Annotated in this window: 26 protein-coding genes; 14 read left to right on the top strand and 12 right to left on the bottom strand. The window is 59.7% G+C overall.

The features are described 5' to 3' along the window. Positions 1-13 precede the first annotated feature (13 nt). The gene (locus tag GNF76_RS23965) at positions 14-871 is read right to left on the bottom strand and encodes a LysR substrate-binding domain-containing protein (protein ID WP_155585557.1); all 858 of its coding nucleotides are present in this window, start codon (positions 869-871) and stop codon (positions 14-16) included. Between the two features lie 134 nt (positions 872-1,005). Between GNF76_RS23965 and GNF76_RS23970 the strand changes: the two genes are divergently transcribed. From GNF76_RS23970 to yghU, 5 genes are read left to right on the top strand one after another with little or no spacing between them, the layout of a single operon-like run. Further along, positions 1,006-2,058, top strand: coding sequence for an agmatine deiminase family protein (locus tag GNF76_RS23970; RefSeq protein WP_155585558.1), 1,053 nt, complete (start codon positions 1,006-1,008; stop codon positions 2,056-2,058). 4 nt (positions 2,059-2,062) lie between these two features. Next, a complete protein-coding gene (aguB, locus tag GNF76_RS23975; RefSeq protein WP_155585559.1) occupies positions 2,063-2,971 on the top strand; it encodes an N-carbamoylputrescine amidase in 909 nt (302 codons plus the stop codon). A 1-nt stretch (position 2,972) separates the two neighbouring features. Continuing rightward, the gene (locus GNF76_RS23980; protein WP_155585560.1) at positions 2,973-4,064 is read left to right on the top strand and encodes an extracellular solute-binding protein; all 1,092 of its coding nucleotides are present in this window, start codon (positions 2,973-2,975) and stop codon (positions 4,062-4,064) included. A 26-nt stretch (positions 4,065-4,090) separates the two neighbouring features. Next, positions 4,091-5,209, top strand: a complete 1,119-nt coding sequence (locus GNF76_RS23985) for an agmatine deiminase family protein (protein ID WP_155585561.1) — start codon at positions 4,091-4,093, stop codon at positions 5,207-5,209. Positions 5,210-5,254: 45 nt separating this feature from the next. Continuing rightward, positions 5,255-6,106, top strand: coding sequence for a glutathione-dependent disulfide-bond oxidoreductase (gene yghU / locus GNF76_RS23990; RefSeq protein WP_155585562.1), 852 nt, complete (start codon positions 5,255-5,257; stop codon positions 6,104-6,106). A gap of 22 nt (positions 6,107-6,128) precedes the next feature. Here yghU and GNF76_RS23995 read toward each other — a convergent pair whose 3' ends face one another. Together GNF76_RS23995 and GNF76_RS24000 are read right to left on the bottom strand one after the other, a co-directional pair. After that, complete coding sequence (locus tag GNF76_RS23995) at positions 6,129-6,566, bottom strand: N-acetyltransferase (protein WP_155585563.1); 438 nt, start codon at positions 6,564-6,566, stop codon at positions 6,129-6,131. Between the two features lie 24 nt (positions 6,567-6,590). Then, on the bottom strand, positions 6,591-7,253 hold the full coding sequence (locus GNF76_RS24000) for an ArsR/SmtB family transcription factor (protein WP_155585564.1): 663 nt from the start codon (positions 7,251-7,253) through the stop codon (positions 6,591-6,593). Positions 7,254-7,367: 114 nt separating this feature from the next. On the opposite strand from GNF76_RS24000, the gene GNF76_RS24005 reads away from it, so the two are divergent. Together GNF76_RS24005 and GNF76_RS24010 are read left to right on the top strand one after the other, a co-directional pair. Next, on the top strand, positions 7,368-7,859 hold the full coding sequence (locus GNF76_RS24005; protein WP_155585565.1) for a DUF2938 domain-containing protein: 492 nt from the start codon (positions 7,368-7,370) through the stop codon (positions 7,857-7,859). Positions 7,860-7,920: 61 nt separating this feature from the next. Further along, positions 7,921-8,844: a LysR family transcriptional regulator gene (locus GNF76_RS24010; protein WP_155585566.1), complete on the top strand. Its 924-nt coding sequence runs from the start codon at positions 7,921-7,923 to the stop codon at positions 8,842-8,844. Here GNF76_RS24010 and GNF76_RS24015 read toward each other — a convergent pair. After that, the gene (locus tag GNF76_RS24015; protein ID WP_155585567.1) at positions 8,747-9,445 is read right to left on the bottom strand and encodes a TetR/AcrR family transcriptional regulator; all 699 of its coding nucleotides are present in this window, start codon (positions 9,443-9,445) and stop codon (positions 8,747-8,749) included. The two genes, GNF76_RS24010 and GNF76_RS24015, sit on opposite strands and share 98 nt — an antisense overlap. 138 nt (positions 9,446-9,583) lie before the next feature. On the opposite strand from GNF76_RS24015, the gene GNF76_RS24020 reads away from it, so the two are divergent. Next, positions 9,584-10,804, top strand: a complete 1,221-nt coding sequence (locus tag GNF76_RS24020; protein ID WP_178123531.1) for an MFS transporter — start codon at positions 9,584-9,586, stop codon at positions 10,802-10,804. Between the two features lie 304 nt (positions 10,805-11,108). After that, entirely contained in the window at positions 11,109-11,810 is a 702-nt protein-coding gene (locus GNF76_RS24025; RefSeq protein WP_281354941.1) for a tRNA (adenine(22)-N(1))-methyltransferase, read from the top strand. 68 nt (positions 11,811-11,878) lie between these two features. On the opposite strand, the gene GNF76_RS24030 is transcribed toward GNF76_RS24025, so the two are convergent. Together GNF76_RS24030 and GNF76_RS24035 are read right to left on the bottom strand one after the other, a co-directional pair. After that, positions 11,879-12,058, bottom strand: coding sequence for a DUF1289 domain-containing protein (locus tag GNF76_RS24030; protein WP_178123532.1), 180 nt, complete (start codon positions 12,056-12,058; stop codon positions 11,879-11,881). Positions 12,059-12,062: 4 nt separating this feature from the next. Further along, positions 12,063-12,434 carry a hypothetical protein gene (locus GNF76_RS24035; protein WP_155585570.1) on the bottom strand — a complete coding sequence of 124 codons (372 nt, stop codon included), beginning with the start codon at positions 12,432-12,434 and terminating at the stop codon, positions 12,063-12,065. 132 nt (positions 12,435-12,566) lie between these two features. On the opposite strand from GNF76_RS24035, the gene GNF76_RS24040 reads away from it, so the two are divergent. Further along, positions 12,567-13,013: a hypothetical protein gene (locus GNF76_RS24040; protein ID WP_155585571.1), complete on the top strand. Its 447-nt coding sequence runs from the start codon at positions 12,567-12,569 to the stop codon at positions 13,011-13,013. Positions 13,014-13,084: 71 nt separating this feature from the next. On the opposite strand, the gene GNF76_RS24045 is transcribed toward GNF76_RS24040, so the two are convergent. The 4 genes from GNF76_RS24045 to GNF76_RS24065 all read right to left on the bottom strand — a co-directional run bounded on the left by GNF76_RS24045 (position 13,085) and on the right by GNF76_RS24065 (position 15,837). After that, on the bottom strand, positions 13,085-14,293 hold the full coding sequence (locus tag GNF76_RS24045; protein ID WP_155585572.1) for an MFS transporter: 1,209 nt from the start codon (positions 14,291-14,293) through the stop codon (positions 13,085-13,087). Positions 14,294-14,298: 5 nt separating this feature from the next. Continuing rightward, positions 14,299-14,628, bottom strand: coding sequence for a hypothetical protein (locus tag GNF76_RS24050; protein WP_155585573.1), 330 nt, complete (start codon positions 14,626-14,628; stop codon positions 14,299-14,301). 63 nt (positions 14,629-14,691) lie between these two features. Next, positions 14,692-15,225: a GNAT family N-acetyltransferase gene (locus GNF76_RS24055; protein WP_155585574.1), complete on the bottom strand. Its 534-nt coding sequence runs from the start codon at positions 15,223-15,225 to the stop codon at positions 14,692-14,694. Between the two features lie 159 nt (positions 15,226-15,384). Continuing rightward, positions 15,385-15,837, bottom strand: coding sequence for a MarR family winged helix-turn-helix transcriptional regulator (locus GNF76_RS24065; RefSeq protein WP_155585575.1), 453 nt, complete (start codon positions 15,835-15,837; stop codon positions 15,385-15,387). Positions 15,838-16,215: 378 nt separating this feature from the next. Here GNF76_RS24065 and GNF76_RS24070 point away from each other — a divergent pair, with 378 nt between their 5' ends. After that, positions 16,216-16,968: an SEL1-like repeat protein gene (locus GNF76_RS24070; protein ID WP_155585576.1), complete on the top strand. Its 753-nt coding sequence runs from the start codon at positions 16,216-16,218 to the stop codon at positions 16,966-16,968. Between the two features lie 133 nt (positions 16,969-17,101). Here the strand turns inward: GNF76_RS24070 and GNF76_RS24075 are convergent, their stop codons facing one another. Beyond that, positions 17,102-17,554 carry a thiol-disulfide oxidoreductase DCC family protein gene (locus GNF76_RS24075; RefSeq protein ID WP_155585577.1) on the bottom strand — a complete coding sequence of 151 codons (453 nt, stop codon included), beginning with the start codon at positions 17,552-17,554 and terminating at the stop codon, positions 17,102-17,104. Positions 17,555-17,588: 34 nt separating this feature from the next. Then, on the bottom strand, positions 17,589-18,935 hold the full coding sequence (locus GNF76_RS24080; RefSeq protein WP_155585578.1) for an MFS transporter: 1,347 nt from the start codon (positions 18,933-18,935) through the stop codon (positions 17,589-17,591). 534 nt (positions 18,936-19,469) lie between these two features. On the opposite strand from GNF76_RS24080, the gene GNF76_RS24085 reads away from it, so the two are divergent. From GNF76_RS24085 to GNF76_RS24095, 3 genes are all read left to right on the top strand, one after another. After that, complete coding sequence (locus GNF76_RS24085) at positions 19,470-19,658, top strand: hypothetical protein (RefSeq protein WP_155585579.1); 189 nt, start codon at positions 19,470-19,472, stop codon at positions 19,656-19,658. Continuing rightward, entirely contained in the window at positions 19,658-20,572 is a 915-nt protein-coding gene (locus GNF76_RS24090) for a hypothetical protein (protein ID WP_155585580.1), read from the top strand. The genes GNF76_RS24085 and GNF76_RS24090 overlap by 1 nt, the downstream gene beginning before the upstream one ends. Positions 20,573-20,653: 81 nt before the next feature. Further along, positions 20,654-21,064: an ASCH domain-containing protein gene (locus GNF76_RS24095; RefSeq protein WP_155585581.1), complete on the top strand. Its 411-nt coding sequence runs from the start codon at positions 20,654-20,656 to the stop codon at positions 21,062-21,064. The last annotated feature ends 127 nt before the right edge of the window (positions 21,065-21,191 follow it).

The following is a 21,191-nucleotide window of genomic DNA, read 5'->3' on the forward strand; positions in this document are numbered from 1 at the left end:
CCTCACCCATCGCTTATGCCGCCAGGTTGCCAATTAACCATTCACTGAAGCTCTGCGCCAGTGGATTGTTCTCACTGTCACGGTGAGTCAGCAACGCCCAGTTCGGCCCGCGAATGGTCGACTCGATCAAGGGTTGCAGCAGCCCATCGGCGCGGGCTTGCTGGCTCAGCAGTTGGCTGACCAGCGCAATGCCGAGCCCGGCACAGGCCGCGTCCAGCAGCAGGCCGGGGTCGGAGAAGTTCAGGCCCTGATCCTTCTGGCCGACATCGATACCGGCTTCCACCGCCCAATGGCTCCAATCCATTTCCCGCTCGCCGTGGAGGGTGGTGCGTTGCTCCTGGGGCGTGGCCAATAAGCGTGGATGGCACGCCGGGTACAGGCGGTCGGCATGCAGCACTTTGAAGCTGCACTCGGCCTGGGAACTGATGTCGTCGCGCACCGCCAGGTCGATGGTCTGGCTCGCCATGTCCGGGACTTCATCGGTGCTGAAGATCCACAAGTCCACCTGCGGATGCTGGCGGCGGAAATCTTCCAGGCGTGGCAGCAGCCAGTGGCGGGCGAAGGTTGGGGTGGTGTTGAGCACCAGTTGGTTGGGTTTGCGGTACTGCCCCAGGCGGCGCACGCCGACGGCCAGTTGCTGCAGCAGTGACTGGGTGGTGCTCAGGAAGTCGTGCCCCGCATCGGTCAGGCTGACGCTGCGGCCACTGCGGAAAAACAACGGCTGCTCCAGGTACGCTTCCAGGCTGCGAATCTGCTGGCTGATCGCCGATTGAGTGAGGTGCAGCTCTTCGGCAGCCTTGTGGAAACTGCCCAGTCGGGCGGCGGCTTCAAAGCCGCGCAGGGTGCCGAGTGGCGGCCAGTGCTTGAGCATATTGATAAGCTCCTCTAATCATTTATCTGCAAAATCCATCGTTTGTTTGCCCGTTTTGCCCGCCGTAGCATGCACGCCAAGACCACACAGGTAGTTTTCATTGAACACAATGACTTAACTCAAAGGTACTTGTCATGCAGCAGGATGAAATTCAAAACAACGGTTGGTGGATGCCTGCGGAATGGTCCCGGCACGCCGCGACCTGGATGGTGTGGCCCCATAACCAGGCTCTGTGGGAGTCGGGTTGGGGCGTCACCTTGCCTCAGGTGCAAGTTGATTTTGCCCGTGTGGCCAACGCCATTGCCCGTTTTGAACCGGTGAAGATGGTCGTCGACCCTGCTGCTGTCGCCAGTGCCCAAGCGTTGTGCGGGCCCAACATCGAACTGATTGCGCTGCCCGTGAATGACAGTTGGTGCCGGGACTCCGGCCCCAGCTTCGTCTGCCACCGACAACAAGGGTTGGCCGGGGTGAGCTGGCGCTTCAACGCCTGGGGTGGCAAGTCGGCCCATGATTTGGATGAAGGCCTGGCGCGTCGTGTGCTCAATCACTTGGGCCTGCCGTGCTTCGGCACGCCGTTGAGTAATGAAGGCGGCGCGATTCATGTGGATGGCGAAGGCACGCTGATCACCACCGAGTCGGTGTTGCTCAACCCCAATCGTAATCCCGGGATGAACAAGGCCGAGATGGAGGACATTTTTGCGCGCCTGCTGGGTGTGAAGAAAACCATCTGGTTGCCGGGAGATCCGGATTACGTGACCGGCGACATGACCGACGGCCATGTCGATGGCGTGTGCGCTTTCGCTCGTCCTGGCGTGTTGCTGGTAGACGCCACGCACGACAAGCATTCGGTATACGCCGAGGTGGTACGAGAAAACCGTCGCGCCCTGGCGCTGGCAACCGATGCCCAAGGCCGTAAATTCGAGCTGATCGAACTGTACGAAGCCACCGACGCCGTGGACACAGACGCTGAAGTGTTCTGCGCCTCCTACACCAATTTCTACATCGCCAACGGCGCGATCATCATGCCGGCCTATGGCATTGATGCGGACAACGTGGCGGCGCAGGTGTTGGCTCAAGCCTTCCCCGGCCGCGTGGTGGTGCCGGTGCAGATCAATCACCTGGCCCATGGCGGCGGCGGTGTGCATTGCATCACTCAGCAACAGCCGGCCTGGCCATTGAAGGGTTGATGCCATGAGCCTTTTGACGATTGCGACCACTCAGATGTCCTGCACCTGGGATCTGCCACACAACCTTGATCAGGCCGAGCAACAGGTGCGTGAGGCGGCGGCCAAGGGCGCGCAGGTCATCCTGCTGCAAGAGTTGTTTGCCACCCCGTATTTCTGCATCGAGCAACACCACAAGCATTTGGCGTTGGCCGAAGAATACCGGCACAGCGCGGTGCTCAAGCGCTTCGCCGCGTTGGCCAAGGAGTTGGGCGTGGTATTGCCGCTGAGTTGGTTCGAGAAGGCGGGCAACGCCTACTTCAACTCGCTGAGCGTGGCCGATGCCGACGGGCAGTTGCTGGGTGTCTACCGCAAGACCCATATCCCCAATGCCGTCGGCTATCAGGAGAAAGAATACTTCAGCCCCGGCGATACCGGTTTTCGGGTCTGGGACACGGCGTTCGGGCGCCTCGGCCTGGGTATCTGCTGGGATCAGTGGTTCCCCGAGACCGCCCGTTGCCTGGCGCTGATGGGCGCCGAAGTGTTGCTGTTTCCCACGGCCATTGGGTCTGAACCTGGCTGCGCCACCCTGGATTCCCGTGACCATTGGCAGATGACCATGCGTGGCCATGCCGCCGCCAACATCCTGCCGGTGGTGGCGGCCAACCGTATCGGCCGGGAAGTGGCGACCACCGACCCGGACTTGCAGATGAACTTCTACGGTTCGTCCTTCATCTGCAACCACAAGGGCAAGCTGCTCGCCGAAGCGGATCGCGACAGCGCCGGCGTGCTGGTCCACAGCCTGGACCTGGCTGCGATGGCGCAAGAGCGCCTGACCTGGGGCATCTACCGCGACCGCAGGCCGGAAATGTATGGCGGGCTGTTAAGCCTGGATGGTCGTCATCTCCATGCCCGTTGGCAGACTCAAGAGGTTTGATATGAACAGGATCCACTGCTGTCTGGGATTAGCCCTGAGCGTTGCATTGTCTACGGCCCAGGCTGAGGACAAGACCCTGAAGCTCTACAACTGGGCCGACTATTTCGCCGAGGACACCTTGGTTCGCTTCACCGCCGAAACCGGGATCAAGGTGATCTACGATGTGATGGACGGCAGCGAAACCCTGGAGGCCAAGCTCATGGCGGGCGGCAGTGGCTATGACCTGATCTTCCCGGGCGACACCGTGGGCGAGCGGCTGATGCGCGCCGGCAGCCTGCAGCCGCTGGATCAATCCAAACTCACCGCGCTGGATGACATCGAACCGGGCCTGAAAAAGTTGCGCACCCACTATGTCTATTCGAACAAGGCCACTGTGCCTTATACCTGGGGCACCATCGGCGTGACCTACAACGCCGAGCAGATCAAGCAGCGTCTGCCGGATGCGCCGGTCAACAGCCTGGACCTGCTGTTCAAGCCGGAACTGGCTGCCAAGTTCGCGGACTGCGGGATTTCCCTGATCGATTCGCCGGATGAAGTGCTCGCCGTGGCGCTCAATTACCTGGGCCGTGATCCACGCAGCGGTAAGCCGCAGGATTTGGCGGCGGCCAGTGAGCTGTTGCTCAAGCTGCGACCGTACATCCGCAAGTTCCAGTCGCAACCCGTGACCGACCTGGTCAACGGCAACCTGTGCCTGTCCCTGGGTTACAGCGGGGATATGACCCAGGCGCAACGCGCGGCCGATGCCGCTGGCAAGAAGGTCACGTTCCAGTACCACATCCCCCGGGAAGGCACCACGGTATGGATGGACACCATGGCGATCCCGGTGGACGCGCAACATCCGGAATACGCCTACGCCTTCATCAACTTCGTGATGCGCCCGCAGAACATGGCGGCCATCAGCAATTTCACCGGCTATCCCACCGCGAATGCCAAGGCTCGGCCAAGCGTTGACCCGGCGATGCGCAACAACCCGGATATCTATCCCGATGACGCCACGTTCGAACGGCTGATCCCGGGCAAGGACATACCCCAGGCCGACATGCGTGCGCGGATGCGGGTCTGGACTAAATTCAAGACAACTGCCGTCAAGTGACGGCCACCCGACTTTCAGAGGTACACATGTCAACACGTCGCGATTTCATCAAGCAGGTATCGGTGGTGACCGGCCTGGGCGTCGCCGCCTCCCTGGGCCTGAGCCCGGCACGAGTGCAGGCTGCCCTCCAGGGCCGCTGGTACATGCCGGACGAGGGCGAAAAACACCGGCAGGCCTTTATCGCATTCGGTGCGCAGGAAGCCATTCACGAAGACTTCACGCCTGGCGTGCAAGAAGCCCTGGGCCGGATCGCCCGGGCCATTGCTCGTTATGAGCCGGTCACGGTGTTCTGTCGTGAAGACGAGCGGGACCTGGCAGAGGAACTGTGCGGGAGCAGCAACACCACCTTCGTGATCACCGAGCTGGACGATATCTGGATGCGCGATACCGGTGCCAACTTTGTCGTCGATGACAAGGGTGGACTCGGCGCGGTGAATTTCAACTTCAACGGCTGGGGCAATAAACAGCAGCATGCCGACGATGCCTTGCTGGCGACCCTGGTCACCGAGGAAACGGGCGCCCAGGCGATCCGCAGTGAACTGGTGGGCGAGGGCGGGGCGATCGAAGTGGATGGCCACGGCACCGGGATCATGACCGAAAGCAGCTGGATCAATACCAATCGCAACCCCGACTGGAGCAAGGCTGACGTCGAGGCAGAGCTGAAGGAGCGGCTTGGTTTACGCAAAATCATCTGGCTGCCGGGCATCAAGGGCAAGGACATCACCGACGCCCATGTCGACTTCTATGCACGCTTTGTCAAACCCGGCGTGGTGATTGCCAACCTCGACACTGACCCTGAGTCCTACGATCACAAGGTCACGTTGGCGCACCTGGAGATTCTGAAGAAGGCCACCGATGCCGACGGCCGCGCGCTGCAAATACACATCGTGTCGCCACCGCTCAACCCACGCAAGAGCCCGTTCAGCCGAAACAACCCGGACTTCGCACCGGGCTACATCAACTACTTTGTGATCAACGGCGCGGTGATTGCGCCCGAGTTTGGTGACGCGCCGGCCGACAAGAAAGCCTTCGACCTGCTATCGCAGCTTTACCCCGACCGTAAGGTGGTACAGCTCAATATCGATGCCATCGCAGCCGGTGGCGGCGGCATCCATTGTGTGACCAGTCACCAGCCTTTGGTTTAGTCTGGATCAATGCATTGATCCGCTAGCACCTCAGGAGTACTGAACATGACCGATTCACCTGACTACCTGCCGCCCAAAGTCTGGACCTGGGACACCGAGAACGGCGGCACCTTCGCCAACATCAACCGGCCCACCGCCGGTGCGACCCACGATCAGGAACTCCCGGTGGGGCGTCACCCACTCCAGCTGTATTCCCTGGCGACGCCGAATGGGCAGAAGGTCACCATCTTGCTGGAAGAGCTGTTGGCCCTCGGTCATCAGGGTGCGGAGTACGATGCATGGTTGATCCGGATCGGCGAGGGCGACCAGTTTGGTAGCGGTTTTGTGTCGGTGAACCCGAACTCGAAAATTCCCGCCTTGATGGACCGCAGTGGTGCAAAGCCGATTCGGGTCTTCGAGTCGGGAGCGATCTTGCAGTACCTGGCGGAGAAATTCGGCGCGTTCCTGCCCACCGAACCGGCTGCGCGGGCTGAATGCCTGTCGTGGCTGTTCTGGCAGATGGGCAGCGCGCCGTACCTGGGCGGTGGGTTTGGTCATTTCTACGCCTACGCGCCGACCAAGATCCAATACGCCATCGACCGCTTCGCGATGGAAACCAAGCGCCAACTCGACGTGTTGGACAAACGACTGGCGGTGAGCGAATACATCGCCGGCGATGAGTACACCATCGCCGACATCGCGATCTGGCCGTGGTACGGCGGCCTGGTAAAAGGCCGGTTGTATGGGGCTGCCGAATTCCTCTCGGTGCAGGACTACACGCACGTCGTGCGTTGGGCCGATGCCATCGACGCACGTCCGGCGGTGCAGCGTGGGCGCCGGGTCAACCGCGTCTCCGGGGAGCCCGCCGAGCAGTTGCGCGAGCGGCATGATGCGGCGGATTTCGACAGCCAGAGTTGAAGCGCCATGGGGTGATGACGGATTACTGAGGATCAGTGTCGACGGTACTCATCAGGTATTCCGGTTGCCCGGTCTGTTCGTCGGTCTGCTCGTGGGTCACCACAAACCCTTGTGAAAGATAGAACTGGCAGCTGGGTTGGTTGTTTTTGTAAACCGCCAGGGTCAGTTCGGCGCGTTGTGTTTTGGCATGGGCAATCAATTGTTTGCCCAGGCCTTGGCCCTGGCAGTCGGGGGCGACAAACAGTGCGGCCAACTGGCTGTCGAGCAATGAATAAAAGCCTACCACCCGTGTTTCGCGCTCAATGACGCAGGTCTCTGAGGCGGGGAGATACAGGTTGCGCATGTTCTCGACCTGGGACCGCCAGAAGGCGGGATCGATAAAGTCATGGGCTTTGAGCGAGGCATCCAGCCAGATATCCAGGACGGTATCCAGGTCAGGTGGTTCAAGGTTTCTGATCATTTCGTTTCCGATGGTTTTGACAAATCATTCCACGCTCAGGCCAGCTGCTTTCCAGTCGCCAAACCCGGCACGCAGTCTGCGGGCGGGCAGGCCATAGGCGTGCAGTGTATTGACGGCATCGGTGGACAGTACGCAATAAGGCCCGCGGCAGTAGGCGACTACCTGTTTGCCTGGGGGCAGTTCTGCCAGCCGCTGTTGCAACTCCTGCGCGGGGATATTGAGCGCGCCGGGCAAATGCCCGGAGGCGAACTCATCTTCCGGCCGCACATCCAGCAGCACCACGCTCTCGCTTTGCATCTGCGCCAGTAATTCTTCGATGGAGATGCCTTCCAGGCGTTCACGCCGGGAGAGGCTGTCCAGGGCGACCTCGCGTATCTCGGCATGCTGGAACGCCAGATAGTTGCGCAGCGCTTCCAGCAGCGGCGCCACCGGACCAGCGCCCAGGCTATACAACACGCGCTTGCCGTCCCGGCGTGTCTGTACGATGCCCGCCCGCTTGAGCTGCTGCAAATGCTGAGAGGCATTGGCGACGGACACACCGGACAGCTCGGCCAGATGTTCGACAGAACGCTCCTCTTGAGCGATGTACTCAAGCAGGGCGAGGCGATGGGCATGGCCCAACGTTCGGGCAATTTCTGCCAGCGCGGTGAAGTGTTCGGGAGGGAGTGGGGGGCTTGACGGTTTCATGGGAAAGATCCTAGCATCGCCCAAACATTCAATCAATTAATTGAATGTTTGGTTTGGTGAGAACATAAGCGGATCGGCTGCTCTCACTTTCAACGATCAGAAAGGAGCAGCAGCATGGCTGAATATTGTGTGTACGCGGTGGTTATCGGTGTTGGCGCAACCCTCGTCATGGACCTTTGGGCGTTGTTGCTCAAGCGCTGTTTTGGCGTGCCCTCTCTGGATTTTTCCATGGTGGGTCGGTGGGTTGGTCATCTCCCGCGTGGACGCTGGATGCACGCCAGTATCGCGAAATCATCGCCCATTGCCGGGGAAAGTTCGCTGGGGTGGGGGATTCATTACGCCATCGGGGTGATTTTCGCGGCGTTGCTACTGTTGATCGTGGGGCTCGAGTGGGCACGCCAGCCCTCGTTCCTGCCCGCGCTCACCTTTGGCGTGGTCTCGGTCGTGGCGCCGTTCTTCGTGTTGCAACCGGCGATGGGGGCGGGTGTTGCAGCATCCCGGACACCCAAGCCCAATATTGCCCGGTTGCGCAGCCTCGCGGGCCATGCCGTTTTCGGGGTGGGGATGTACCTGACGGCGTGGGTGATGGTGCTTGTTGGGCGTTGAGGGCTGTATTTATGTGTCAGAGAGATTCAGGTCCTTGGGTTGATAGGCGGTGTAATGACTTATGAAGCGCCATTTTGAAGACGTGCAGTTGGGTAGCATCGAACTGTTTTGCCTGGCTGCCGAGGCCAAAAACTTTACCGCCGCCGCGAAGGTGGCGGGCATCGCACCGGCAGCGATCAGCCGTAGTATTTCTCGTATTGAGAAGCGCTTGGGGTCGCGGTTGTTTGTTCGTACTACCCGCAGTATTCGCCTGACAGACGCTGGCCAAACCTTTTTCGAGCAATGCCGGCAAGCGTTGACGCAATTGGTGGAGGCGCAGCAGGTAGTAATGGGCGCGCAGTCGGTACCGTCGGGGCTGTTGCGCATCAGCATCCCGACCACCTACGGCCACCACCGGATCTTGCCGTTGCTGCCGAAGTTTCGTGCGCTTTACCCGCAGGTCACGGTGGATGTGCATATCAGCAACCGCAACATCGACTTCGTCGCCGAAGGCTATGACCTGGCGATCCGCGTGAGCGCCCAGCCGGACTCAGGCCTGATTGCCCGTTTGCTGGAGGACGCCCGGCTGGTGGTGATCGCGGCGCCGTCCTATCTGCAACGTGCCGGCACGCCCCGGACCCTGGAGGATCTGCCCGCCCACGAATGCATCCAGTACGAGTTGCCGAGCAATGGGCGACGCATCGCCTGGCTGTTCCAGGTCAACGGCAAGGAGCAGGAGTTTTCCGGTGAGGTCGGTTACAGCTGTTCGGACGATGTGCTGGGTGGCGTAACCCTGGCCAAACATGGCGCAGGGTTGTTCCAGACCTGCCGGTTCATTGTCGAAGAGGAACTGGCCAACGGCAGCCTGGTGGAGGTTTTGCAACCGTACAGCGGTCGCTCGCGGCCCTTTACCGTGTTGTATCCCCATGGTCGTTACGTGCCGCAGCGGGTTCGGGCGTTCGTGGACTTTCTGCTGCAGTACCGCGATGAGTGGGCGGCGCGGTAGCGGCTGACAGGTCCCAGGTCAGCATGAGGTGGGAGATGGCGGCGTCAATCACATCATGGTCCGCGCTATCCCGGGCAAGGATGGAAATCCCCTGGAGGAAGCTGTCGAACACCGTGGCCAAGGCATGGGCGTTGACGGGTAATTGCCCGGTGGCGATGCCGCGCTCGACACAGGCCACAATCCCGGCGCGAGTGCGCAGCCGGGAGCGAGTCAGCGCTGCGGTGACATGAGCATTCTCCGGGGAGGGCGCGCTCATCACGCCCATCGCGACCATGCAGCCTTTCGGGTGACTGTCTTCACACTGCATGCGCGCCGACTGGCGCAGCGCCGTTTCGATGGCCTGTCGGGGCAGCAGGCTTTCATCCCACAGGCATTCGGTGACCTGGGCAAATGTCGCCAGGTAGCGTTGCACGCATTCCTGGAACAGCGCGTCCTTGGAGCCGAAGGCGGCGTAAAAACTCGGTGCGGAAATGCCGCCACCCAGGCCAGCTTTCAATTGGCTCAAGGACGTGGCGTCGTAGCCATGCTCCCAGAACAGGTGCAAGGCCTGCTCAATGGCTTGATCGCGGTCGAAGCTGCGGGGGCGTCCCATCTGCGCCATGACTGAATCCTCAGAGTGATGAGTTAAATACTAGTCGATACATAAGTCGTTGACAACGGCAGTTCGCCGCTTCAACATTTGTATCGATCAGTATTTAAGTGGCTCGTCGAGCCTCTCTCAGCCCAGGAGCCTCTCCCCGTGACCCCTTCACTCTCCCTCTCAGCCGCCGTACCTGAACGCCTGCCCATCGGCGCCTTATTGGCGTTGGCGATGACAGGCTTCATCTGCATCGTGACCGAAACCTTGCCGGCAGGCTTGCTGCCGCAAATCAGCGACGGCCTGGCGATTTCCCAATCCCTGGCCGGCCAGATGGTCACGGCCTATGCCTTGGGTTCAGTGCTGGCGGTGATCCCGCTGACCATCGCTACTCGCGGTTGGCGTCGACGAAATGTGCTGTTGCTGACGATCGTCGGTTTTTTGCTGTTCAACTCGATCACTGCGCTGTCGTCCCACTATGGGATAACGCTGGTGGCACGCTTCTTCGCCGGGATGGCGGCGGGCCTGGCGTGGAGCCTGCTGGCCGGTTACGCCCGGCGCATGGTCGCGCCTGATCAACAGGGCAGGGCGCTGGCGCTGGCCATGGTCGGCACACCGATTGCCCTGTCACTCGGCGTGCCCCTTGGCACCTGGCTGGGCAGCGTGGTGGGCTGGCGCACCGCATTCGGCATCATCTCGGCCATGACCCTGGTATTGATTGTCTGGGTGTTGGTGAAGGTCCCGGACTATCCCGGGCAAGCCGCTCACCAGCGCCTGCCGCTGCGCAAAGTGCTGACCACCCCCGGTGTACGGCCGGTATTGGCCGTGGTGATTGCCTGGATGCTGGCCCACAACATTCTCTACACCTACATCGCACCGTTCGTGGCCCCCGCCGGGCTGCTCGAACGCGTGGACCTGGTGCTGCTGGTCTTCGGCGTGGCAGCGTTGGTGGGCATCTGGATCACTGCCAAATTGGTCGAGCCGCTATTGCGCAGAACGGTGCTGGTCAGCCTGGCGACCTTTGCCGCGACGTGCCTGGCATTTGGTTTCCTGGCCGAGGTACCCGAGGTGATCTATGTCGGTGTGGCGATCTGGGGCCTGAGTTTTGGCGGCGCCGCGACCTTGCTGCAAACCGCCCTGGCGGATGCAGCGGGGGATGGGGCGGATGTGGCGCTATCGCTGAACGTGGTGGCCTGGAACAGTGCCATTGCCGGCAGTGGTGTGGTCGGTGGCGTCCTGCTGGATACCTGGGGTGTGGCCTCGTTCCCGTGGGCGATGCTGGTGCTGCTGGCGGTGGGCTTTGCGATTGCCTGGACGGCCCGGTCCCATGGCTTCAAGCCTGGCCGACGAGCGCACGGCAAGGCGGCGGTTGCGGCACACTAAGAGGCCTGCCGCTCAAGGTCTTTGAACAGCCAGTCGCCTCTGGCTGAAGGTGAAGATCTAACCGGCGATGTAAACCCTTGTGGGAGTTGTCGAGCTTTAGCGAGGCTGCGATAGCGGTGGGTCAGGCACCCTCAATGTTGGCTGTGCCGACGTCATCGCAGCCTCGCTAAAGCTCGACAACTCCCACAGTTGATCTTCACGGCCTACCCGTATCGGCCCTTTACCCAGCAGCCCTCACCCAGCATCATGGCCGCCCGCGCCCATGCCAAAGGTGCCGGACATTCGTGGTGAAAAGGAACAGCAGTTGAACGAACAGACATTGTCCATGCGCCTGGAGCGCGTGGCAGCCCATGTGCCAGCGGGGGCGCGCCTGGCCGATATCGGTTCCGATCACGGCTACCTGCCGGTGGCGTTGATGCGCCGTGGAACCATCGCGGCGGCGGTGGCCGGCGAAGTGGCCCTGACGCCGTTCCGTTCGGCCGAACGCACCGTGCGCGAGAACGGCCTGGACTCGCAGATCACCGTGCGCCTGGGCAATGGCCTGGCGGCGATCGAGCCACAAGACCGAATCACCGCGATCAGCATCTGCGGCATGGGCGGCGAGACCATCCGCGACATCCTCGACAGCGGCAAGGCACACCTGAGCGGCCAGGAACGCCTGATCCTGCAACCCAACGGCGGCGAGCAACCCCTGCGCCAATGGCTGATGGAAAATAACTACTGCATCCTCTGCGAGGAACTGCTGCGGGAAAACCGCTTCGACTACGAAATCATCGTCGCCGAACGCGCCGGGCCGGTGATCTACAGCGACGAAGAGTTGTACTTCGGCCCGCTGCAGATGCAGGCGCGCAGCCCGGCGTTCCTGGGTAAGTGGCGGCGTATCCTGCGGCACAAACAACAGACGCTGAGCCAGTTCGCCCGAGCGCGGCAGGAGGTGCCGGAGGAGAAGAGGCAGGAGATTGCTCGGCAGGTGCGGTGGATCAGTGAGTTGTTGGCGTGTGAATGATGACGGGTGCTACAAGGACCTACACTGGTTGCGCAGGCCATTGTCTTTGATGTTGTCGCAGCCCGCCGTCACTTGCCTTTTTTCAACGCCTTCAACCGCAAAGACGCTCTCTGCACGGCGGCCATCTTCTCGGGGCGCTTCATCCGCTTCCACTTGCGAATATCTTCCTTGCTCCGCCCACAGCTGACGCATAGATCGCCACTTAGCTGACAGATTGAGACACACGGATTCTCGATATCTTTAGCCACGGCCTTACCCCTTTACCGCATGCAGCTTGGCCAGGCGCAGACGCCAATCTCCGCCGTGCTGGAGACGGCATTCTTCCTCGGAATCGAACCGTAAGCAGCGGTCCAATGAGGGCAGATCCACACCGGCATCCCTCAACGCGGCGCCCGTCAGTTCACGTATGCGTTGGTCTTCTCCCTTTGCCAGGGCTTGCTCCTTGTTTGATCGGGTATCAAATACCCAGATCACTCGCAGGCTTTGGGGGAAGGCTGCGTAGTCGACTTCGTGCGTCAGCCAGTCAAAGCCGATGATTTCAGCTTTGGCGGTTTCACAGGCTTCGGTCAGGGTCGCGACCAGGCGACGTTCGATACGTGCGCTGTCGCGTTGGGTTGAGGGCATTTCGGACTCCGGAGGTTGCAGTTTTGTCGTCGGCACTGAGGGGGTTTATCGTGGCTTGCCCCCTTTTCCTTGCGGCGGGCCCTGGCGGGCCAGACAATACCGGGCTATTTCCCGGCAAATCAAGGAAGAAAGATGAGAGTTTTTATTGGCTTGCTGTTGATGCTCAGCGGTTATGCCTTCGCCGGCTGCAACACCATCGACAATGCCGACCAACGCTATTACTGCAATGCCAAGGCCGGTGGTGGCAGCGGCAGTTGCAACGCGATCTCCAACAACGATTTGCGCGCGACTTGCAATGCTGAAACCGGCGGAGGCAGCGGTAAATGCAACACCATCGATAACGCCGACCTACGCTATTACTGCAACGCCAAGACAGGCGGAGGCAGCAGCTGCAACGCGATCTCCAACAGCGACTTACGCGCAACCTGCAACGCCGAAACCGGCGGCGGCAGCGGCAGTTGCAACACTATCGACAATGCAGACCAGCGCTATCTCTGTAACGCCAAGAACGGCCAGGGTAGCTGCGGTTCTATTTCTAACAGCGACCTAAGGGCTCAATGTGATGCGCTCAAGCGTTGACTGAGTGGCGGGGGCAGAGGGTGGATTGGGTTGAACTTGAATACATCAATCTGGCCCCTGTTAAATCCGTTCTACTTAGGCCGATGCAACTGCCGCCTCATGGTGTAGATCGCCACGCCGGCAGCCAGAATGCCCGATGCCGCGCCGACTGCGAGTGCCCAGCGTGGGCCCAGATGATCAGCCACCCAACCCACGATGGGCGCGCCAATCGGCGTGCCGCCGAGGGCGATGCCAACACGCAGGGCGATCACCCGTCCGCGCATGGCAGGCTCGGTGGTGAGTTGCATCAGGCTGTTGGTGGTGTTGCTGAAGGTCAAGGCGCCCACGCCGATGATCACCAGTGCTCCAGCGAACAACCAGTAGTTCGGCGCCAGGGCCGCCAGCGCGCAGCCGATCCCGAACACCGCCGCGCCGATCAGCAGGGACTTGAACTGTGGTCGTTCACGCCCGGCAGCGAGCAGTGCCCCGGCGACGGTGCCGATGGCCAGGATCGACGACAGCAGGCCGTAGCCACGGGCGTCGGTGTGGAAAACGCTGACGGCCATGGTCGAGATGAAAATCGGGAAGTTCAGCCCGAAGGTGCCGATCAGAAACAGCATGACCAGGATCGCCTTCAAGTCCGGCCGAGACCACACGTAACGCAACCCCTCGGTCAGGCTGCCTTTGGTCCGCAGTGCCCGCAGGTTCGCATGCAAACCGGAGACTCGCAGCAGAAACAGCGAGGCCAGCACCGCAAAAAAGCTCGCGCCATTGATCAGGAATGCCCAGCCGGTGCCCACCGACGCGATAGTCACGCCGGCCACCGCCGGGCCGATCATGCGCGCCATGTTGAATGAGGTCGAGTTGAGCGCGATGGCGTTCGACAGGTCCTTTTCTCCCACCAACTCTGCGACGAATATCTGCCGCACGGGCGCATCGAACGCCGAGGCACAGCCGGACAAAAAAGCGAACACATAGACGTGCCAGAGCTGGACGATGCCGGTGAGGGTGAACAGCCCCAGCACCAAAGCCAGCACGCCCATCACGCCCTGGGTGACCATCAACAGCTTTCGCTGGTTGTAGTGATCGGCTGCGAAGCCGGTCCATGGCAGCAACAGAAGCTGGGGCCCGAACTGCAACGCCATGACGATGCCGACCGCCGACGCGTTGTGCGCGGTGAGCTGGGTCAACACCAGCCAATCCTGGGCCGTGCGTTGCATCCACGTGCCGATATTCGACACCAGGGCGCCGGCGGCCCAGATGCGGTAGTTGACGCTGCGCAGCGAACGGAAAGTGCCCATGAGGCTCATGACGGCTGCGACGTATTGCCACCGTGGAAGCGGCCGAAGTGGCGCGCCACATACAGGCTCAGTGCCAGGGCCCCGAGCCCGAGTGCGACGGCATCAGCCGTGCTCTTGAGCTCGAAATCACCCACGCGACAGACGAGTACGTAGCCGATAACCAGATTGATAAAGCCCCAGAGCACGTTCACCGTCGACGAGGACAGTCCCTGTCCCGGTGGGTTTGCAAATGGCGTTTGGAACGCCTTTCCCATCACCCCGCTGACGCAATGCGGCACTGCGTTCGCCAGAAAGGCCCCGCCGAAGCAGTAAGCAACCAGATCGAGCCATTGCATGTTCAGGCACCTCTTGTTTCAAGCAAATCGATGATGGCTTGAGCCGTGCTCGTCTTATCTACTTTAGTTCGAAGGCTCAGCCATCTGATGCCGGTAGACAAGGTCATCAAACATCCGTCCGTTGAGCAGGTAGGCGTTGGTATTGCGTTGTTGAAACTGGAAGCCGCATTTTTCAAGGAGGTGGCAAGAGGACGTATTTCCATCGGTCACCACGGCCGTGAGTACAGTGAGCCCAAGCGTGTCGCGGGCATAGGCCATCACCCGCTGCAGCGATTCAAAACCGTAGCCTTTTCCGTGATGCTCTGCGCAGAGCAGATAGCCGACTTCTGCTGTTGCGTTTTCATCGGGTACCCGCTTCAAACCGGTGACCCCGATGGGAATCCCGCTGTGCCTATTGACGATGACAAGACACAACCAATGGCTGGAGCCTGGCAGCCACTGAGGCAACCGGGCTTCAAATTTTTCTCGGGTTTCGGTCTCGGATGGGATGTCGCAGACGTACTGAACGACCAATGGGTCAGCGTGAAGGTCCCGGAAAAATCCCCAGTCGCCGACGTTCAACTGCCGCAGGTAAAGCCGGTCGGTGTATAGCTCCATGGTATGAATCTCCCGGATTATCTCAGCTCAAGCGGTTAAACAAATCAGCAAAAAAGGGGTAACCGGCAATGCCTTGTTGCAGGTCAACAACGATCAAGGCGGTGTTTGGATCAAGCGCGGTGACGGCCATGCTATTGCCTCAAACAGGTTGGAAATCACTCAAACATCGGCGAGACGCTCCAGCAGCTTGACCGCCGCAGCGAGTTCGCCTTGTTCTTCAGGGGACAGTTGCTCTTGCAGGGCACGTAACAGCCAGTCGTCTTTAGCCGCCCGACTGGCGTTGAGGTGTTTACGAAAAACCGGTGTCAGGTCAATCAGGGTTTGCCGCCCATCGGTGGGGTCCGGTTGACCACTGACCGCCTTCATCGTTTCCAGCCCGGCAACGGTAATGCGCATGGACTGCGGGCGAACACTTTCCGCACGGGCAAGGGCGGATACGGTAGTAGGGCCGTCACGGTCCAGGCGCAGCAGCACCGACTTCTGGGCGCAAGTGAAATCATTCGGATGGGTTTGCTCGCGTAGCCGGCGGATCAGCTTGCTCAGGGAGATGCGCAGCTCTGCGGCCAGGGTGGCGGTTGATTGGGTGTTGGGGGTGATTGAGGATTTGCTCATGACTGGAGATTAGCACTGGAACAGAAAAACTGTACAGTTTGACTGTATTGATTTTTGCGGGAAATTGGAGGCGAACAAGGTTTGCATTGGATGAGGCGAAAGCAGTTTTTTGAAAATGGTGGTCTGCCTCCGATTTCTACACCCATCACGCAGAGCCTCAGTGTTCCGAATGTTGCGGCAAAATGATGGCATAATAGTGTCATTTTCAGGCGTCGCGAGCACAAGGAGAAGCGCGTTTTGCAGTTTCCATTCACACACAGAGTTGCTGTTTTACTGACATTCACAGCGTTTTTTGCAGGATGCCAAAACACTGGCTCTGGTAGTCAGGACGATTTTTCCTCGAGCTTCAATTGCTGGACCTATAGGGTGGAAGGCCCTATGACCCAGGAGCGAGTCGAAGAAATTCGCGAGCGCAGCAATAAGGGTAACCGTGTATGCAGCACCGTGCTCGCCGCCATGTATGAACGCGGCGTGGGTGTGCCGCAAGACATACCTAAGGCCAAAGCCCTCTACCAATCCGCAGCCGATGGGGACGGGCGGGTCTATTACCAACTCGGCCGTATGGCAGAAGACGGTGTCGGCGAATCTCCCGACTATGTGAAGGCCCGGCAGTATTATCGGCGCGCCGCCAACGCTCCCGAGGACGTCAGCGGTAAGGCGGGCCTGGCCAAGTTGATGGAGGACGGCAAAGGTGGCCCTCAGGATCTCGAGGGTGCGCTGGCGCTTTACCTGAGCGCGATGGAATCCATCGACGATGATTCATGGAAGGGCGTTGAAAGGTTGCGTGCCGAGGGGCTGACCCTGACGATCCCCCAGAAAAATCGCTATAACCAAGTCTGGGCCCATACCGTATCGAACCGGATTAACAGAAAGAACATGAGTGCTGGGTTGGCCTTGTTGAAAACCTTCAAACCACGCTCGGTTAGCAAACCAGTCAAAGTCCAGTTTGAATACACCCTGGGCTCCCTGGTACCGCAGCTATCAGTGTTCGAAAGTTCGGGTGACAACGCGTTCGATAAAGCGGCGGTAGAGGCCTTGAGTGACTTCCGGTTTCCGCAGGTGCAGCCGATGATGCCCGAGGGACAAAAGAGTTTGCAGTTTATTGGCAGTGTCAAGTTGAGAGGGTTCTGACGGAGGGGAGAGCCCCGTCACGCTCGAGTTCTGGTGCTCCAGGCCACTGCGCGCAGGGCAAGCCCGGCCACGTTTGGCGAAACATGAACACCAGGGCCCCTTCGGGCGATCCAGTTGATGCGCGCCAAGGCATTCATAGGGGCCCCTTCAAAAAGCGTTGTTCATGATCGGGGTTCGGTAACAGACAGGTGTCGTACTTCCCGAAGAGCCGGTAGCGATTGCGCGCAATGCGATCGTAGGCCCAATCCCGAAGCACCCGAGGAACGCCACGCAACAGCAGCAATGGACGCCACGCGGAGGGCAGTTGCGCAATGATTTCGAAAACCGCACCCGAACGCACCCAGTAGCGCTGGTCGCGAATCACCGCCAGGGTCTCGAACTGATCCAACGGCAACCCTGCCCAGGCCAACAGCGCCTGGCCTTCCGGCGACTGTACCGCTGCCAACCGCACGCGCCGTGGGTGATCATGCCGAATCAGGAACCGCGCCCAGCCATTGCACAGCTTGCACACACCGTCGAAGAGCACCACGGTCTCGCCGGGCTTGAGGAATGGTGCGGGTGAGGGGCGCGTTTGGGAAACGGGCATAAACATGGGTCCAATCAGGCTGGGTTATTCCGGATCATACCCGCGTGCCAGCGTTCAGGTCTGCGACGACTTTGTCTTCCGCCCCCACCTCATGCAGGGAAATCCTCGAAGTCTCCGGCAACGCCAACCCACCCGCCAACGCCAGCAACGCCACCGCGATCAGATAAAACGCCGGCGACAAGTTGCTGCCGGTGGTGCTGATCAACCACGTGGCCACCAGCGGCGCGGTACCACCGAACAGCGTGTAGGCCATGTTGTAAGTAATCGCCGACGCGGTGTACCGCGTACGGGTCGGAAAGGTCTCCGACAGCAGCGCCGCCGTAACCACCCCACACAACACCGCGCCAACGGCCAGCAACATCACCCCGACGATAGACGCCGCGAACGACCCCGAACTCGCCATCAGGAACGACGGATACACCACCACCATCAACAACACACACGCCGTCATCACCGTGACCCGACGCCCCACCCGATCCGAATACAACCCCGCCAACGGACAAATCGCCGCCGCGAAAATCAACGCAATCAACGACACCAGCAACGCCGCCGCCCGACTCAGGCCGCCCGCGACTTGCAGGTACGTCGCAAAGTAAGTGGTGAACATATAAAACGACAGCGCCGTAAGTGACACAAAAGCGCCCAGGCAGCAGATCGCCGCACCATGGTTGCGCAAGGTTTCCTTGAGGGGCGAATGAGCGACGGCATGCTCCTGCTTCACCGCCTGGAAGGCCGGCGTCTCATCCAGCTTCCAGCGCAGATAAAGCCCCACCAGCCCCAACGGCGCGGCAATCAGAAACGGCAGACGCCAGCCCCAACTGCCCATCGCCTCGGCGGATAACGACGCCTCAAGCGCATAAGCCACCACGGCTGCGGCAGCGAAGGCAGAAAACGTCGACACCGGGACGAAGCTGCCGTACCAGGCGCGTTTGTCACTGGGCGCGTGCTCCATCAGGTAGGCACAGGCCCCGGCGTATTCACCCCCGGCGGAAAAGCCCTGGGCGCAACGGATCAGCGACAACAGAATCGGCGCTGCGACACCGATGGCGGCGTAAGTGGGGAGTAGACCGATCAAGGTGGTTGCACCCGCCATCAGCAGAATCGTCATCGCCAGGGTGCGCTTACGGCCGATTCGGTCGCCCAGCATGCCGAAGAAAATCCCTCCCAGAGGGCGGAACGCAAAGGCGACAGCGAACACGGCGAAGGTTTTGAGCAGCGCCACACTGGCGTCGCCGCTGGGGAAGAATTGTTGGGCGATGGTGGTGGCGAGGAAGCCGTAGACGGCGAAGTCGAACCACTCGACAAAGTTGCCGATGCCGGCGGCGATGATCACCTTTCGCAGGGTTTTGGGGCTTACCTGTTCGGTGGATGCGCTCGTCATGGTGGGCCTCGGCGTTTATGTCAGTAATCATTCGATTATCGGAGGAGTGACTGAAGCGGCAGGGTTCAAAAGTGTCGTCCGCATAGTCAGTACCGACTGGGTGGCGTTGATATAGGCAGGATCTGGGCCAGGTTGGGCGCAGGTGGTTGCGGGGTGGGGTGTTCTGACTAGCGAAAAATCGTGCCCTGCCTCCGGTTTCCCTAAGGAATGGCTTTAAGGTAATCGAAGGTTGGAATGGAACATCTCGACTTAAGGGCCGCCCTTTCAGGGTCTTTGAAAAACCAGTCGCATCAGGCTGGGGATGAAGATCTAGCCGGCGACGTGAAACCCCAGTGGGAGCTGTCGAGCTTTAGCGAGGCTGCGATAGCGTCGGTACTGCCAGCATTGATGTTGGCGGACCCACCGCTATCGCAGCCTCGCTAAAGCTCGACAACTCCCACAGTTGATCTTCACTGCCCGAAGCTGGGTATTCCAACCGTATTTGGCTGTGTTCTCAAAGACCTTGAAAGGGCTGGACTCAAGGACGCGACATTTATGGACGTCAGCTTTTCTCAAATCAGCGAGCCTGTGAACAATCGCGCCTGCATCAATACGCACACGATGAAGGGCGCAATAAATGAGGTGCTTATCTTCGCCCTCGTTCACTATGCACACGCAGGTTGCCCCCTCGTCGGTGCAGCCGGCAATGACCGCGCGACGGCGCAGATGATCGGAGCCTTCTGATGCAATTCAAACGTCTTTCCTGCGCCATGCTGGCGCTGACCAGCGTGCTCTCGGCCTGCGGGATCCATCCCCCCATCCCGTCGCCCACTCGGCAAACGCCGGAAATTCGCGAATTCTCGGGCGCACTGGCTTTATATGCGCCGCCGCAAAAGGCCTGGCAGTGGACTGCGCAAACGTGGTTTACGGCCGAATTGAACGCTAGCTGCAAAGGTATCGTTCGCTACGTCGACCCGGCCCAGGGTATTGATTCCTATGTGGGCGAAGGCAGTGTTCCAGACATATATTTTTCCAGCGACGACCCGGATGTGATTTTCGCGATGACGGCGGGTGCAACACAGAAGCTCATCTTCTCCACCGACGCAGGCCGCACCTTCGTGCGTGAAGTGCGCGAGCTCCCGGACAGGGTCTGGATTAAGTTCGTTGTACTGCGCAAGGGCCAGGTGTATGTCGGCGTGCAGCAACTCGGTTACGAAGCGGACGGGTATTTCCCCTGGACGGGCCCAGGTGTTAACGAGAAGACCAGGACTCATGACGGGCCGGCTGAGGACGTCAAGTTAACCCTGCTTGTCGCACCGCTGGACAAGCAAAACGCCCGTATCGGTTGGTATCAGGTACTGGCACCCACGAACTATCCATTCCGCCACGGCGCGGCCGAGGCGGACGGCGCTTCCCTGAAACGGCTGGACTCGCTCGATGGACTTGGTTTGCCGCACGGGGTGCAGACGAGTCCGCTGACCGAGTGCATGAAGACAGCAAGTTTGCCGCCCACATGGGACCAGATGAAAAATGCGGCTATTACACGGCCGCAGGAATGGTATGACGCAGCTAGAGCAGCTCATCCGGGGTGGAGCAGGCCGGAGAATGATGCATTTATTGAACGTATGCGTAGCGTGAAAGCCGGTACTTTCAAATAGCGGTGGCGCTGTTAGAGGGCAAAAGAGGATGGATCTATTTTTAACCCTGTAGCCAACAACATGATTTAAAGGGATTTAGTTATGAACATGATTGATGATTTAAAGGTTAAGTATCCCGGAGCTATTGCATGGCCGTTTGGGGATACTCCAGAAATGGCAGATGAGTTGGCTGGGCTTGTTATTAAAGGGGTAAAAACAGCCGCATGTTGCTCGCTCTCGTCATTCAAATATGAGAATGAATCACCCACTATTGGCGGTTACAGTATCATTCTCAATAGTAAGGGCGAGCCTGTATGTGTAGTTAGAGTTATTTCGATGCGTATAATTCGTTACTGTGACGTAGATCAAGATCTTGCGAGGAAGGAAGGTGAAGGGGATCTCAGTCTCAGGTACTGGATGCAGGGTCATAAAGATTTTTTCCAAAGAGAGGGCTCGTTCGACGAGGCTATGGAACTTGTGGCAGAAGAATTTGAGTTGGTGGAAGTATTGTAAAAGATAAGGCTCTCTAGCCAACTATTTTTAGCATATACATGCTTGGGATGGTTGATTTTTTATCTGAGGAGAAGGGTGAAGAAAAGAAGGGCGGATTTATTTTTTGTCCTGGAAATAAATCCGCCCC

The sequence above is a fragment of the Pseudomonas spelaei genome (assembly GCF_009724245.1).
GTDB classification, from domain to species: domain Bacteria; phylum Pseudomonadota; class Gammaproteobacteria; order Pseudomonadales; family Pseudomonadaceae; genus Aquipseudomonas; species Aquipseudomonas spelaei.

What these genes read in the sequence shown, in the direction of transcription:
- GNF76_RS23965 (WP_155585557.1), bottom strand. Translation starts at nt 871, where the DNA reads ATGCTCAAGCACTGGCCGCCACTCGGCACCCTGCGCGGCTTTGAAGCC.
- GNF76_RS23970 (WP_155585558.1), top strand. Translation starts at nt 1,006, where the DNA reads ATGCAGCAGGATGAAATTCAAAACAACGGTTGGTGGATGCCTGCGGAA.
- aguB (WP_155585559.1), top strand. Translation starts at nt 2,063, where the DNA reads ATGAGCCTTTTGACGATTGCGACCACTCAGATGTCCTGCACCTGGGAT.
- GNF76_RS23980 (WP_155585560.1), top strand. Translation starts at nt 2,973, where the DNA reads ATGAACAGGATCCACTGCTGTCTGGGATTAGCCCTGAGCGTTGCATTG.
- GNF76_RS23985 (WP_155585561.1), top strand. Translation starts at nt 4,091, where the DNA reads ATGTCAACACGTCGCGATTTCATCAAGCAGGTATCGGTGGTGACCGGC.
- yghU (WP_155585562.1), top strand. Translation starts at nt 5,255, where the DNA reads ATGACCGATTCACCTGACTACCTGCCGCCCAAAGTCTGGACCTGGGAC.
- GNF76_RS23995 (WP_155585563.1), bottom strand. Translation starts at nt 6,566, where the DNA reads ATGATCAGAAACCTTGAACCACCTGACCTGGATACCGTCCTGGATATC.
- GNF76_RS24000 (WP_155585564.1), bottom strand. Translation starts at nt 7,253, where the DNA reads ATGAAACCGTCAAGCCCCCCACTCCCTCCCGAACACTTCACCGCGCTG.
- GNF76_RS24005 (WP_155585565.1), top strand. Translation starts at nt 7,368, where the DNA reads ATGGCTGAATATTGTGTGTACGCGGTGGTTATCGGTGTTGGCGCAACC.
- GNF76_RS24010 (WP_155585566.1), top strand. Translation starts at nt 7,921, where the DNA reads ATGAAGCGCCATTTTGAAGACGTGCAGTTGGGTAGCATCGAACTGTTT.
- GNF76_RS24015 (WP_155585567.1), bottom strand. Translation starts at nt 9,445, where the DNA reads ATGGCGCAGATGGGACGCCCCCGCAGCTTCGACCGCGATCAAGCCATT.
- GNF76_RS24035 (WP_155585570.1), bottom strand. Translation starts at nt 12,434, where the DNA reads ATGCCCTCAACCCAACGCGACAGCGCACGTATCGAACGTCGCCTGGTC.
- GNF76_RS24040 (WP_155585571.1), top strand. Translation starts at nt 12,567, where the DNA reads ATGAGAGTTTTTATTGGCTTGCTGTTGATGCTCAGCGGTTATGCCTTC.
- GNF76_RS24045 (WP_155585572.1), bottom strand. Translation starts at nt 14,293, where the DNA reads ATGGGCACTTTCCGTTCGCTGCGCAGCGTCAACTACCGCATCTGGGCC.
- GNF76_RS24050 (WP_155585573.1), bottom strand. Translation starts at nt 14,628, where the DNA reads ATGCAATGGCTCGATCTGGTTGCTTACTGCTTCGGCGGGGCCTTTCTG.
- GNF76_RS24055 (WP_155585574.1), bottom strand. Translation starts at nt 15,225, where the DNA reads ATGGAGCTATACACCGACCGGCTTTACCTGCGGCAGTTGAACGTCGGC.
- GNF76_RS24065 (WP_155585575.1), bottom strand. Translation starts at nt 15,837, where the DNA reads ATGAGCAAATCCTCAATCACCCCCAACACCCAATCAACCGCCACCCTG.
- GNF76_RS24070 (WP_155585576.1), top strand. Translation starts at nt 16,216, where the DNA reads ATGACCCAGGAGCGAGTCGAAGAAATTCGCGAGCGCAGCAATAAGGGT.
- GNF76_RS24075 (WP_155585577.1), bottom strand. Translation starts at nt 17,554, where the DNA reads ATGCCCGTTTCCCAAACGCGCCCCTCACCCGCACCATTCCTCAAGCCC.
- GNF76_RS24080 (WP_155585578.1), bottom strand. Translation starts at nt 18,935, where the DNA reads ATGACGAGCGCATCCACCGAACAGGTAAGCCCCAAAACCCTGCGAAAG.
- GNF76_RS24085 (WP_155585579.1), top strand. Translation starts at nt 19,470, where the DNA reads ATGGACGTCAGCTTTTCTCAAATCAGCGAGCCTGTGAACAATCGCGCC.
- GNF76_RS24090 (WP_155585580.1), top strand. Translation starts at nt 19,658, where the DNA reads ATGCAATTCAAACGTCTTTCCTGCGCCATGCTGGCGCTGACCAGCGTG.
- GNF76_RS24095 (WP_155585581.1), top strand. Translation starts at nt 20,654, where the DNA reads ATGAACATGATTGATGATTTAAAGGTTAAGTATCCCGGAGCTATTGCA.